The organism is Arthrobacter sp. Leaf141, from assembly GCF_001424565.1.
GTDB lineage: Bacteria > Actinomycetota > Actinomycetes > Actinomycetales > Micrococcaceae > Arthrobacter.
The window spans coordinates 205911-218020 of sequence record NZ_LMOL01000007.1 but is presented as its reverse complement, the minus strand read 5'-3'; the positions used below and the strand labels follow the sequence as shown (position 1 = coordinate 218020).

At 66.9% G+C, this 12110-nt stretch carries 10 protein-coding genes; 7 read left to right on the top strand and 3 right to left on the bottom strand.

Annotation, left to right across the window (positions count from 1 at the left end):
• Window positions 1-258: 258 nt before the first annotated feature.
• Window positions 259-1143 (bottom strand): aromatic alcohol reductase, encoded by an 885-nt coding sequence (locus ASF72_RS08640; RefSeq protein WP_056598048.1) that lies wholly within the window; start codon window positions 1141-1143, stop codon window positions 259-261.
• A 180-nt stretch (window positions 1144-1323) separates the two neighbouring features.
• On the opposite strand from ASF72_RS08640, the gene ASF72_RS08635 reads away from it, so the two are divergent.
• Complete coding sequence (locus ASF72_RS08635; RefSeq protein ID WP_050687858.1) at window positions 1324-2763, top strand: dicarboxylate/amino acid:cation symporter; 1440 nt, start codon at window positions 1324-1326, stop codon at window positions 2761-2763.
• 84 nt (window positions 2764-2847) lie between these two features.
• Here the strand turns inward: ASF72_RS08635 and ASF72_RS08630 are convergent, their stop codons facing one another.
• Window positions 2848-3438 carry a hypothetical protein gene (locus ASF72_RS08630; protein WP_056598046.1) on the bottom strand — a complete coding sequence of 197 codons (591 nt, stop codon included), beginning with the start codon at window positions 3436-3438 and terminating at the stop codon, window positions 2848-2850.
• 169 nt (window positions 3439-3607) lie between these two features.
• Between ASF72_RS08630 and ASF72_RS08625 the strand changes: the two genes are divergently transcribed.
• From ASF72_RS08625 to ASF72_RS08600, 6 genes are all read left to right on the top strand, one after another.
• Window positions 3608-4291: a TetR/AcrR family transcriptional regulator gene (locus ASF72_RS08625; protein ID WP_050687860.1), complete on the top strand. Its 684-nt coding sequence runs from the start codon at window positions 3608-3610 to the stop codon at window positions 4289-4291.
• Between the two features lie 17 nt (window positions 4292-4308).
• Window positions 4309-6834 (top strand): MMPL family transporter, encoded by a 2526-nt coding sequence (locus tag ASF72_RS08620; RefSeq protein WP_056598044.1) that lies wholly within the window; start codon window positions 4309-4311, stop codon window positions 6832-6834.
• A 9-nt stretch (window positions 6835-6843) separates the two neighbouring features.
• Window positions 6844-7488 (top strand): Maf family protein, encoded by a 645-nt coding sequence (locus ASF72_RS08615; protein ID WP_056598042.1) that lies wholly within the window; start codon window positions 6844-6846, stop codon window positions 7486-7488.
• Between the two features lie 129 nt (window positions 7489-7617).
• Entirely contained in the window at window positions 7618-9429 is a 1812-nt protein-coding gene (locus tag ASF72_RS08610; RefSeq protein ID WP_056598040.1) for an acetyl/propionyl/methylcrotonyl-CoA carboxylase subunit alpha, read from the top strand.
• An 18-nt stretch (window positions 9430-9447) separates the two neighbouring features.
• Window positions 9448-9888, top strand: a complete 441-nt coding sequence (locus ASF72_RS08605; RefSeq protein ID WP_056598037.1) for a YybH family protein — start codon at window positions 9448-9450, stop codon at window positions 9886-9888.
• Between the two features lie 4 nt (window positions 9889-9892).
• Window positions 9893-10630 (top strand): glutamine amidotransferase, encoded by a 738-nt coding sequence (locus ASF72_RS08600; RefSeq protein ID WP_050687852.1) that lies wholly within the window; start codon window positions 9893-9895, stop codon window positions 10628-10630.
• Between the two features lie 58 nt (window positions 10631-10688).
• Here ASF72_RS08600 and ASF72_RS08595 read toward each other — a convergent pair whose 3' ends face one another.
• A complete protein-coding gene (locus tag ASF72_RS08595) occupies window positions 10689-12101 on the bottom strand; it encodes an MFS transporter (RefSeq protein ID WP_050687851.1) in 1413 nt (470 codons plus the stop codon).
• Between the last annotated feature and the right edge of the window lie 9 nt (window positions 12102-12110).

Genomic DNA, 12110 nt, shown 5'->3' with positions numbered 1-12110 from the left:
CCAACTCACCACCCCCACCGGCCACACCTACCACTCCACCGCACCCCCACCACCAGGCACATCAATCAGCAGCAGCAGAAAACCACAGCACCCGCCCCAGCCCGCAAGCCGGGCCGCCAGACCCGGACCGGTACCCGAGGCACCGGAACCCAACACCCGCATGCTCCGCCAGCTCGCCCGGCGAAGATTCCAGCGGCGTCAAAGCGCCGGTCAGGTGGCCTGAACAGGCTTCGTAAGGCAGAGCAAGGCCAGACTTGGTCAGCGGGCGCGGAGTACCTCCCGCGCGGAGGTCCACTGCCGGGAACCGTAACGGTCGTTGTCCAGGGTGTGGAAGGCCCCGTCACCGCTGAACATGTTGCCGAAGTACTGCATGCCCTGCCAGGCAGGGTAAAGGTCAGTCGAAGGTTTGGCCAGCATCCGGCCAACCCGCGCCATCAGGCGCAGGGATCCGATGCTGCCGGCATACAGCGTCCTGTACTGCGTGCCGCTGATGTCCGTCATGATCGCTGCCAGCTCCCGCGATGAGACCGTGTCCCCGGCGATGCGCAGGAACCGCGGCGCCTCCGGGTCGAGTGCCGCTTTGGCGGTGTAGCCGGCAACATCGTCCATGGTGGTGAACGCCATCGGCTGGTCCGCGTCGCGCCAGAAGAGGACGCGCTTTTGCCGGAACAGGATCAGCGGCGCCACCCCCGTCAGCATGTCGGCGAAAGCGCCGCTGAGCACAGACGTGGCCCGGATGGGTGCCGCATCCACAATCTTCCGGAATTCGCGCCGCCACTGCAGGTTGCGGTTGGACCCTTCCTTGATGGTGGTGAAGTCCACCGCATAGTCGGAGGGAATGAACCGCGGGACGCCCGCGGCCACGGCCGCCATCAGCAGCCGGGTCTGGGTCTCCAGCATCACCGGGGCCAGCCCGCTGAGCGCCGAGACCACTGCGTCAGCGCCCGCGAGCGCATCCTTCAACGTTGATGCATCAAGATAATCCACCTGCACCACGCTGACGCCTGCCTCCTGCAGCACCCCCGAAATTGCCTTACCTGGCCGGACCAGCGCGCGGACGCCCGCGCCCTCGGCCAGCAGGGAGCGGATGATGCGTCCGCCGAGGTCTCCGGTGGCGCCTGCAACAACAATGGTTTGTGACATGGAGGCAACACTAACCCCGCGGCCGCATGACCTTTGTTACACCCCAGACGGGAATAACTTCACAATCCCCGGCACTGACGCCGGTTCCAGGCCCCTGGCGACGCAAATCGACTTTCCACCCACGTAACATTTCTCAACATGCTTTCGCCGTGATAGTGGACCCGGGCCTAGCGTATTCGAGTGAGCACTCAAACCCGCCCCTCAGATTCCGCAGGAAAGACCGGCTTCCAGCTCCCCAAGTGGGCTGGATCGTTCGGCTTCCAGATCATCGCCGCCCTGATTGTTGGCCTGGGCCTCGGCCTGCTGGCCAAGTACACCGGCAGCACCAAGGAGGCCCCCAACGGCCTCGGCGCCACACTGCAGACCATTGGGTCCAGCTATGTGGCCCTGCTGCAGACCGCCGTTGTCCCCCTGATTTTCACTGCTGTTGTCAGTTCCATCTCCAACCTCCGCCAGGTCTCCAACGCTGCGCGGCTGGCATGGAACACGCTGCTGTGGTTCGCCATTACGTCCCTGATCGCCGTGCTGATCGGCATCGGCCTTGGCGTCCTGCTGCAGCCGGGCGCCAACACCGGGATCACCGGCGAGGGCAAGGCTCCTTCATCAGTTGGTAACTGGTGGGCATTCCTCACCGGTCTCTTCCCCAAAAATTTCCTGGGCCTCGGCGCCAGCTCCAGCGTGGCCGAGTCCGGCGCGGTGACAACATCCGTGAGCTTCAACGTCCTGCAGATCCTGGTGATCGCCATCGCCATCGGTGTGGCTGCCCTGAAGGTCGGCAAGGCCGCCGAGCCGTTCCTGGCCCTCAACGCCTCCGCCCTGGCCGTAATCCAGAAAGTCCTCTGGTGGATCATCCGCATTGCGCCGCTGGGCACCGTGGGCCTGATCGGCAACGCCGTCGCCGTATATGGCTGGGACACCATCGGTTCCCTGGGCAAGTTTGCCGTGGCCATCTACCTGGGCCTGGCCCTGGTGCTCTTTGTGGTCTACCCCATCCTGGTCCGCAGCCACGGGCTGTCCATCAAGCAGTACTTCTCCGGCGTCTGGCCGGCCGTGCAGCTGGCCTTCGTTTCCCGGTCCTCCGTGGGTACCTTGCCGCTCACGCAGCGTGTCACCGAGCGCAGCCTGGGTGTCCCCCGCGCCTACGCATCCTTTGCCGTCCCGCTGGGCGCCACCACCAAGATGGACGGCTGCGCAGCCATCTACCCGGCCATCTCCGCCATCTTTGTGGCCCAGTTCTTCGGGGTCCAGCTGGACTTCAGCCAGTACCTGCTGATCGCACTGGTCTCCGTGCTCGGGTCCGCCGCCACTGCCGGCACCACCGGCGCCGTGGTGATGCTCACGCTGACCCTCTCCACCCTGGGCCTGCCGCTGGCAGGCGTTGGCCTGCTCCTGGCCATCGACCCCATCCTGGACATGGGCCGCACGGCCGTCAACGTGGCGGGCCAGGCCCTGGTCCCCACCATTGTGGCCAAGCGGCAGGGAATCCTGGACGAGTCCCTTTACAACGCCCCGCGTAACGGCACCCCGTTCGTCGATGACAACAACGACGACGACACTGCCGCCACGGACGGCACCAGCACCGACACCACTCCCCGCGAGTTGCAGGACGCCCGCGCCTGATACCGGCGTGCCACTGCGGTGCTGATCGAGGACGTCCCCGGGAATCATCCCGGGGACGTCCCTCGTTAAGGAACCTTCAGCCCATCAGCGTCCGCCGCCGCCAATCACGCCGCTCTCCACAGCCTTGGTGACGGCATCCGCTTCGGCCTGGGTGAGCTTGCCGTCGGTGACGGCCTGGTCCAGCCGTGTCTTCAACGCCGCTGCCCGGTCCGCCTGCGCGGCGGTCCGGAGCTCCGACAGCGCCGCAGTGACCTTGGCTTCGTCGATGCCCAGGGCCTCGGCGAGCGATTTCGCCAGGGCAGTATCCCGGGCTGACTCATCGGGACGGGTCCCTTCCGCAGGCTTGGTGCCGTCAGCCGGCTTCTGTGGCTTGTTGGCCTCACGGAACGCCTGCAGGGCGTCGCTGACCTTGGCTTCCTCCACGCCGAGTTTTTCGGCCAAGGCAGAGGCTGATGCTCCTGCACCGCCGGGCCCGCCGTGACCGCCATGCCTGCCCATTCCACCAGGAGCGCCCGAATCGGTGCCCGTGCCGCCATCAGCAGGAGCGGTGGAGCTGGCGCTTGGGGACGGTGTGGGTGTTGTGGTGGCGGAGGCCATGCCGGCAACTCCGATGCCGGCCGCAAGGGCCAACGCCGTGGCTGACAGGCCGAGGGTCAATTTCTTTGTGCGTGACATTTAAGAGTCTCCTGGATCCGCCGTCCGTTGACGGCTGCTGGAACTTCCATCCCTGCCGGGACAGTTCAAGCCTGCGCCGCGGGGTTCAGGGGAGCCTGTTGGGAACCTTTCATTCTGCTGTGAATGCAAGTTGCGCAGAGTGCAAAGTTGCACGTAGTGTAATTCCGTGATCCCTTCCGTTCCGCCTGAACCAGCGGCCGGCCCAACCCGGCGCGAGCTGAACAAGGCCGCCACGCGCCAGGCCATCATCGACGCCTCGCTGGGGCTCCTGCGTTCCGCCGGCCCCGGCAACTTCACCGTGGAGGACATCGCCGCGGCGGCGGGCATTTCACGGCGTACCTTCTTCAACTACTTCAGCAGCACGGACGCGGCCCTCGCCGCCATCTCGCATGGCTTCCTGGAGTCCGCCATCTCGCAGCTGAAGCTCCGCCCCACTGACGAGCCGATCCTCAAATCCGCACAGGCAGCACTGATGGCCCTCGCGGATCCGCAGACGGTGGCACCGCTGGCCGAACTGTTTTCGCTCACCCAGTCCAGCCCGCTGATGGCTCACACCGAGCTCGAAGCCTGGGAATACTGCCGCGAACAGGTGTTCGCCGTGGCCCGGGACCGCTTGTCAGCCACCCCGGCAGCCTCGGACGAGCTGTACATCAGGGCGCTGGCCGGCTCGGTGATCTCCTGCGGCAAGGCCGCCATGGAGGCGTGGTTCAGCCGGCGCGGCCAGGACCTGTCCCCGGCCTCCCTGGCCGAACTTCGGCAACTGCTCATTGATTCCATGGCCCTGCTGGACTCCGGGTTCACCGCCGGCGCACCGACGGCTGCTACTCTCCCCTCCTTTTCCCGTTCCTCCTGATCAGATCGGTCCCCACCATGGCACTGCTTCTCTACCGCCTCGGCAAATTCTCGTACCGCCGCCGCTGGCTGGTCCTCTCGCTCTGGATCGCCGTGCTCCTGGCCGTGGGCGGTTCCGCAGCCGCTTTCCACGGCACGCTGTCCAACAACTTCCAGATCCCCGGCACTGAAACCCAGCGCATCGCGGACAAACTCCAGAAGGAACTGCCGTCGGCCTCCGGCGGCACGGCAACGATCGTTTTTGAAGCCCCGGAAGGCGGCTTTACGGATGACAGCCGGGCCGCTGTCACCGATGCGCTGAAGAAGCTCCAAGAGCTGCCTGACGTGCGCGGCACCGTGGACCCGTTCGCCACCCAGTCCCAGGTGGACCAGGCAGGGCAGGCCATTGCCGACGGCGAGCAGCAGCTTGCAGCAGGCCAGGCCCAGCTGGACGCCTCCCGCACGGAGCTCCAGGCCGGCCAGGCACAGCTGGCGGCAGCAGAACAGCAGCTCACCGCTGCCGGCGCTGACGCTGCCACCATCGAGGCCCGGCTGGGCCAGCAGAAGGCAGCACTGGCAGACGGCCAGGCCAAGCTCGACGCCGGCACCCAGGAACTTGAGGCCAGCAAGGCCAAGCTTGCACTCGGCGAGCGCCAGGCCGAAGCGTCCGAAGCCATCCGCTTTGTCTCCGAAGACGGCCGCGCCGCCGTGGCCCAGGTGCAGTTCAACACCTCCATCAACGGCCTGAGCCCCGCCGTCCGCGAAGAGGTCCAGGAGATCGCCCACGAAACCTCGGAGGCCGGCGTCACCGCCTACGCCAGCAAGGAAATCACCGAGGACATCTCCGAGCTCTTCGGCGCTGCGGAAATCATCGGCATCGCCGTGGCCGCCCTGGTGCTGATCATCATGCTGGGCACCCTGATCGCCGCCGGCCTGCCCCTGCTGATGGCCATCATGGGCGTCGGCGTTGGCGTCGGCATCACGTTCGCCCTCTCGGGCCTGTTCGACATGAGCTCCATCTCCCCCATGCTCGCCCTCATGCTGGGCCTGGCGGTGGGCATCGACTATTCACTGTTCATCGTCAACCGGCACCGTACCCAGCTCCTGGCCGGCATGGAGCCCGGTGAGTCGGTGGCCCGCGCCACCGGCACGTCCGGCAACGCCGTGGTCTTTGCAGGCCTGACGGTCATCATTGCCCTGGCCGCCCTGGTGGTTCCCGGCCTTCCGTTCCTCACCGTGATGGGCCTGGCAGCAGCCGGCACCGTCGCGGTGGCCGTGCTGGTGGCCATCACCCTGACCCCCGCCATGCTGTCCCTGATCGGGCGCCGCATCATCTCCCGGCGCGCCTGGGCCAAAGCGGAAGCCCACAACGCCGAGCCCGGCCACGAGGCCGCCGACGAAGCCACCGACCGCGAACGCAGCACCCGCGGCTGGGGCGGGCTGGTCACCAAGCATCCCGTCCTGGCCCTCGTCGCCGGCGTGCTCCTCCTGGGCACCCTCGCCCTGCCTGCCACCCAGCTTCAGCTGGCCCTGCCCGACGGCGGTTCCGAACCCGTGGACTCCGAGGCTTACCAGGCGTACGACCTGACCGCCCGCAGCTTCGGCGAAGGCGTCACGGGCCCCATCGTGGCCGTCGGCGAATTCCCGGCCAACCTCGACGAGGCACAGGCCCAGACCCTGCAGTACGACGTGGCGGACAAGCTCCGCGCCGTGGACAACGTTGTGGCCGCTGTTCCCGTCGCGCTGAGCGAGGACCGCCGCACCGCCGTCTTCCAAGTCATCCCCCGGGAAGGCCCGGCCAGCGCCAGCACCGTCCAGGTGGTGGCTGAACTCCGCGGCCTGAATGACGAGATCCAGTCCGACTACGGGGTGGCCATGGGCCTGACCGGCCAGACCGCAGGCAACGTGGACGTCTCCACCAAGCTGGGCGACGCGCTGCCCCCTTACCTGGCGATCGTCGTCGGCCTCTCCCTGGTCCTGCTCCTGCTGGTGTTCCGCTCCATCGTGGTGCCGCTCCTGGCCACCGGTGGGTTCCTGCTGTCGCTGGCCGCAGCGTTCGGCGCCGTGGTGGCCGTTTACCAGTGGGGCTGGCTGGGTGGCGTGTTCGACGTTGCGAACCCGGGCGCCGTGCTGAGCTTCCTGCCGATCATCCTGATCGGCGTCCTGTTCGGCCTGGCCATGGACTACCAGGTGTTCATCGCCTCCGGCATGCGGGAGGCCTCCATGCACGGCGCCCCGGCCAAGGCCGCCGTCCGGATCGGTTTCCGGCACGCGGCAGCCGTGGTGACCGCTGCAGCCATCATCATGGTCAGCGTCTTTGCCGGCTTCATCTTCAGCCACCTGACAATGGTCCGGCCGCTGGGCTTCGCCATGGCCTTCGGTGTGCTGCTGGATGCCTTTGTGGTCCGGATGACCATCGTCCCGGCCATCATGTACCTCCTCGGTGAAAAGACCTGGTGGCTGCCCCGGTGGCTGGACCGCATCCTGCCGGACGTGGACGTGGAAGGCGCCAAGCTGGAAAAGCTGGAGCACACTGCGGCCAGGACGGCCGAACCGGTCCACTAGGCTGAATCCGTGACCCGTCTGATCCTGGCTTCCCAGTCCCCCGCCCGCACCAAACTCCTCACCGAGGCCGGCATCCGGCACACCGTCCTGGTCTCGGATGTGGACGAGGACGCCGTCCAGGCACGCTACGGGATCACGGATCCGCACGATACAGCGCTGCTGCTGGCCCGCGCCAAAGCCGAGGCAGTGGCAGCGCTCCCGGAGGCCGACGGGGCCCTGGTGCTGGGCTGCGACTCGGTCTTCGAGTTCGACGGCGAGGCGCACGGCAAGCCCTACACGGCCGAGGTGGCGCGGGAACGGATGCTGCGGATGAGCGGAAACACCGGCGTCCTCCACACGGGCCACTGGCTGGTGGACTGCCGGGACACCGATCCCGACGACGGCACAGAGACCGGGACGGGGGCCACCCTGGGGACGGTGGCCTCCGCAGGGGTGTCCTTCCTGGACATGGAACCTGAAGAGATTGACGCGTACATCGCCACCGGGGAGCCGCTCCTGTGCGCCGGTTCCTTCACCATCGACGGCCTGGGCGGGGCCTTCATCCGCAAGGTTGACGGCGACCCGCACGCCGTCGTTGGCCTGTCCGTGTCCACGCTGCGGGGCCTGCTGGCCCAGGCGCAGGTGCGGATCACCGACCTGTGGCCCGCCCCCTGAACCGGAAGTTTTCCGGCAGTCTTGTAGCTTCCCTACAAAGGCTGGGTACTTTACACGCGGAATCCGCAAGTAATATCGGCGGAACCTCCAAAACCGCGCTAGGCTCCCTGAAGGAAAGAAGGAGACGCCTTGTCAGCAAATTTCGAGCAGTCCGCAGGTCCCACGCCGTCAGCCATCACCAAGGTGCTGATCGCCAACCGCGGTGAAATCGCCGTCCGCATCATCCGGGCAGCCCGCGATGAGGGCATCGCGTCCGTGGCCGTCTACGCCGATCCGGACCGTGATGCACTGCATGTCCGCCTTGCTGACGAGGCCTTCGCACTGGGCGGGAACACCGCCGCCGAGTCCTACCTGGTGATGGACAAGATCATCGACGCTGCCAAGGCCTCCGGTGCCGACGCCATCCACCCCGGCTACGGCTTCCTCGCCGAAAACGCCGCCTTCGCCGCACAGGTGATTGCGGCCGGCATCACCTGGATCGGCCCTTCCCCCGAGGCGATTTCGGCCCTCGGCGACAAGGTCCAGGCCCGCCACATCGCCGAAAAGGTCGGCGCCCCGCAGGTCCCCGGCACCGCCGATCCGGTGGAATCGGCCGAGGAAATCCTCGCGTTCGTAGACAAGTTCGGTTTGCCCGTTGCCATCAAGGCGGCCTTCGGCGGCGGCGGCCGCGGCATCAAGGTGGCCCGCACCCGCGAGGAAATCCCCGAGCTCTTCGAATCCGCAGTCCGTGAGGCCGTCGCCGCCTTCGGCCGCGGCGAATGCTTCATCGAGCGTTTCCTGGACGCACCCCGGCACGTGGAAACCCAGTGCCTGGCAGATGCCCACGGCAACGTTGTGGTGGTCTCCACCCGTGACTGCTCCCTCCAGCGCCGGAACCAGAAACTCGTGGAAGAGGCCCCCGCGCCGTTCCTCACGGACGAGCAGAACCAGCGCCTCTATGAGTCGTCCAAGGCCATCCTCAAAGAGGCCGGCTACCTGGGGGCAGGCACCTGCGAATTCCTGGTGGGCCAGGATGGCACCATCTCCTTCCTGGAGGTCAACACCCGCCTCCAGGTGGAGCACTGCGTTTCCGAGGAAGTCACCGGCATCGACCTGGTCCGAGAGCAGTTCCGGCTGGCCCGTGGCGAGGAACTCGGCTACGGCGACCCCGAGGTCCGGGGCCACTCCATCGAGTTCCGGATCACCGGCGAGGACCCGGGCCGCAACTTCATGCCCGCCCCCGGCACCATCACCCGCCTGGTGAACCCCACCGGTCCCGGTGTCAGGGTTGATTCCGGCGTGGAACAGGGCGACGCGATCAGCGGCAACTTCGACTCCATGCTCTCAAAGCTCGTAGTCACGGGCGCCACCCGCGCCCAGGCCCTGCAGCGCTCGCGCCGGGCCCTGTCCGAGATGGTGGTGGAAGGCATTCCCACCGTGATCCCCTTCGACCTTGCCGTTGTGACCAACCCGGACTTCGCACCCGCGGAGGGTCCGTTCAAGGTCCACACCCGCTGGATCGAAACGGCGTTTGTCAACGACATTCCCGCCTGGACCCCCACCGGCACGGAGACGGAAACGCCCGACGCCGGCGAACGGCAGCGCGTGGTGGTTGAGGTGGGTGGCAAGCGCCTTGAGGTGGTCCTGCCCGCGTCCCTGGGTTCCATCGGTTCCGGCGGCGGCACCGCCAAACCCGCCAAGGCCAAAAAACGGTCCCGTTCCGGCGGCGGCGCCGTGGCAGCAGGCGGCAACGCCCTGACCTCGCCCATGCAGGGGACCATCGTGAAGGTGGCAGTGGCTGAAGGCGACGTTGTTGCCGAAGGTGACCTGGTGGTTGTCCTGGAAGCGATGAAAATGGAGCAGCCCCTCACTGCCCACCGCGCGGGCACCATCACCGGCCTCACCGCTGCTGCCGGCGAAACGGTTGCCGCCGGCGCCGTCATCGCCACCATCGAAGACTGACGGGCCCCGGAAGGCACCATGCTTGCACCCAGTTTTGAAGAAGAAGTTGCCCGCTACCACCTGGCGGTGCCGGGAATCACGCAGGGCGATCCTGCCCCGCTGAAGGAGCTGTACTCACGCCTGGACGACGTCACCCTGGCCAACCCGTTCGGCGGCATCGCCAGGGGCTGGGCCCAGGTGGAGGCCCGGCTGGACCAGGCCGCCCGGCAGTTCCAGGACGGCGAGATGCTTGGTTTTGACACCATCACCTCCTACACGGCGCGGGATACCGCTTACCTGTTGGAGACCGAGCACTTCCGCGCCCGCCTGGACGGCGCCGCAGCCCCCGAGGAATTCGCGCTCCGCGTCACCAGCATCTTCCGCCGCGAAGAGGGCTACTGGAAGCTGCTGCACCGCCACGCCGACCCCGCAGCCCGTCCGCAGGCCCGCCGCTCCCTGGCGCAGCCCGCCCACAGCTGAGCCAATGCTGCCCTTCCTGCTGCTCGCGTCCCGGGCCGAGGACGCCGCCGCCGATGACGAGTACGCCGCCTACCTGAAGTACGGCGGGCTCGAACCCCACCAGCTGCACCGCGTCAGGATGGAAGCCGCTCCCCTGCCGGAGCTGGACCTGGCCGGCTATTCCGGGGTGATTGTGGGCGGCAGCCCGTTCACCTCCAGCGATCCGGACACGCAGAAGTCAGCGGTCCAGCACCGGGTGGAAAGCGAACTGGCGCAACTCCTGGATGAGCTGGTGGCCCGGGACTTTCCGTTCCTGGGCGCCTGCTACGGGGTGGGGACGCTGGGCCGGCACCAGGGTGCCGTCATCGACAGGACGTACGGCGAGCCGCTGGGCGGGGTGGAGATCAAACTCACCGAAGCCGGCCTGGCAGATCCGCTCCTGGCCGGCATGCCCGGGACCTTCACGGCCTTCACCGGGCACAAGGAGGCCTGCACCACCCTGCCGCCGCACGCAGTGCTGCTGGCCAGCTCCGCAACGTGCCCTGTGCACATGTTCCGGATCCGCACCAACCTTTACGCCACGCAGTTCCATCCCGAGCTCGACGTGGACGGGCTGGTCACCAGGATCGACATCTACCGGAACGCCGGTTACTTCCCGCCGGACTCGGCCGGCGAGCTGATGGCCAACGCCCGCCGGTTTACGGTCACCGAGCCGATGGGGGTGCTGCGGAACTTCGTGGCCCGTTACGCCACCGGGGCATAAAAATGCCCGGCCGGTCCCAAAGGACCGCGCCGGGCATTTCCGCAGGCTGCCGCGCAGGTCAGGCCACGTTGTTTTCGTAGTCCAGGTCGCGGGTTTCCTTGCTCACAAACAGGGCGATGAGCGTCAGGACGGCCATCACGCTGAGGTAGACACCCACCAGGACCGGGCTGCCGTCAGCCAGCTCCCACAGTGCCACGGCGATGAACGGTGCCACCGCTGCGCCGAGGATGCTGGAGACGTTGTAGCTGACAGCTGAACCGGTGTACCGCACGTTGGTGGGGAACAGTTCGGGCAGCAGCGCGCCCATGGGGCCAAAGGTGAGGCCCATCAGGGAGAAGCCGATGACCAGCAACGCCATGGTGCCCACGAACCCGCCGCTGAACAGCGGGACGAAAAGCAGGCCGAAGACCAGGATGCCGCCGGTAACGGCCAGCAGCATTTTGCGGCGGCCGTACTTCTCTGCCAGGGGGCCGGAGACCAGGGTGAAGATACCGAAGAACACCACGCCGGCAATGAGCATCCAGAGGAAGTCGTTGCGGGTGAACCCCAGGCCGGGAACAAAGGCTGCGGCCGCGGCCTCGGTCATCGGCTTGCCGGCCTTCTCCGCTGCGGCCTTGGCCGCATCCAGGCTGCTGGCGCGGGTGCCGTAGGTCAGGGTGAATGTGGTCATCAGATAGAAGAGCACGTAAGTGGCGAGCATGATGAACGTGCCCAGGATCAGCGGACGCCAGCTGGTGTTGAAGACGCGGGCCAGCGGCAGCTTGGCCACTTCATTGGATTCGAGCACCTTGGTGAACGCCGGGGTTTCGATCAGTTTGAGCCGGACGTACAGGCCGATGATGACCATCACGGCGCTGAGCAGGAACGGCACACGCCAGCCCCAGTCCATAAAGGCCTGCGGGGTCAGAGTGTAGCTGGCCACCAGGAAGATGACGTTGGCGATAATGAACCCGATGGGGGCACCCAGCTGCGGGAACGTCCCGTAGATGGCTCGTTTGTTGGCCGGGGCGTTCTCGGTGGCCAGGAGGGCAGCTCCGCTCCATTCGCCGCCGAGTGCAAGGCCCTGCGCAAAGCGCATCACCACCAGCAGGGCGGGGGCCCAGAACTCCCAGCCCTCCACTTTCGCTGTGGGCAGGCAGCCGATCAGGAACGTGGCAATGCCCATGGTCAGCAGAGAGGCCACCAGGGTGCCCTTGCGGCCGAACTTGTCACCGAAGTGCCCAAAGACGATTGAACCGAGCGGGCGGGCCACAAAAGCCACGCCGAAAACTGCGAAGGAGCTGAGCAGCTGGGTGGTTTCGTTCTGGTTGGGGAAGAACAGCTGCGGGAAAACGAGCACCGCGGCGGTGGCGTACACGTAGAAGTCGTAGAACTCGACTGTGGTGCCAATCAGGCTGGCCACGATTACGCGGCCACGGGAATTCACCGGCTGCGGCTGGCCCGGCACCGTGGAGGTATCGGTGGAAGACATAGTAAACGC

What these genes read in the sequence shown, in the direction of transcription:
- ASF72_RS08640 (WP_056598048.1), bottom strand. Translation starts at nt 1,143, where the DNA reads ATGTCACAAACCATTGTTGTTGCAGGCGCCACCGGAGACCTCGGCGGA.
- ASF72_RS08630 (WP_056598046.1), bottom strand. Translation starts at nt 3,438, where the DNA reads ATGTCACGCACAAAGAAATTGACCCTCGGCCTGTCAGCCACGGCGTTG.
- ASF72_RS08620 (WP_056598044.1), top strand. Translation starts at nt 4,309, where the DNA reads ATGGCACTGCTTCTCTACCGCCTCGGCAAATTCTCGTACCGCCGCCGC.
- ASF72_RS08605 (WP_056598037.1), top strand. Translation starts at nt 9,448, where the DNA reads ATGCTTGCACCCAGTTTTGAAGAAGAAGTTGCCCGCTACCACCTGGCG.
- ASF72_RS08600 (WP_050687852.1), top strand. Translation starts at nt 9,893, where the DNA reads ATGCTGCCCTTCCTGCTGCTCGCGTCCCGGGCCGAGGACGCCGCCGCC.
- ASF72_RS08595 (WP_050687851.1), bottom strand. Translation starts at nt 12,101, where the DNA reads ATGTCTTCCACCGATACCTCCACGGTGCCGGGCCAGCCGCAGCCGGTG.